The sequence below is a fragment of the Olavius algarvensis spirochete endosymbiont genome (genome assembly GCA_900608495.1).
Lineage (GTDB): Bacteria > Spirochaetota > Spirochaetia > DSM-2461 > DSM-2461 > UBA2779.
On sequence record UWYT01000129.1, the window covers coordinates 1 to 327 of the forward strand.

The window sequence follows — 327 nt, forward strand, 5'->3', positions numbered from 1 at the left end:
TCGGGGCTGGTTATCGTTTTGAAAGTAGACGCTGAGTTTGAAAAAACTCCTGAATCCTCTGGCGAATCAAAATGAATTGGGTTATAAATACCCCTTTTATAGGAGAAATTGTGAATAAAACATCCAGTATCCCGGTTTTGGCTCTTATGATCCTTTTGGCATCCTGCAAGGTTTCCGAGAACACCAGCATGGCCTGGGTGGTAAGCACCTTTGCCGGCGATGGCAGCACGGTGCAGTTTAACCAACCCTACGGAGTAGCTGTGGACTCAGAGGGCAATGTCTATGTGGCAGATTCATACAACCACCGCATCCGGAAAATCACGCCGG

1 protein-coding gene is annotated in these 327 nt (G+C 47.7%); it reads left to right on the forward strand.

Translation table 11 applies throughout. From position 1 onward, the window contains the following. Positions 1-110: 110 nt before the first annotated feature. On the forward strand, positions 111-327 hold a 217-nt coding region (locus S1OALGB6SA_RS03455), incomplete at its 3' end, for an SBBP repeat-containing protein (RefSeq protein ID WP_230204394.1).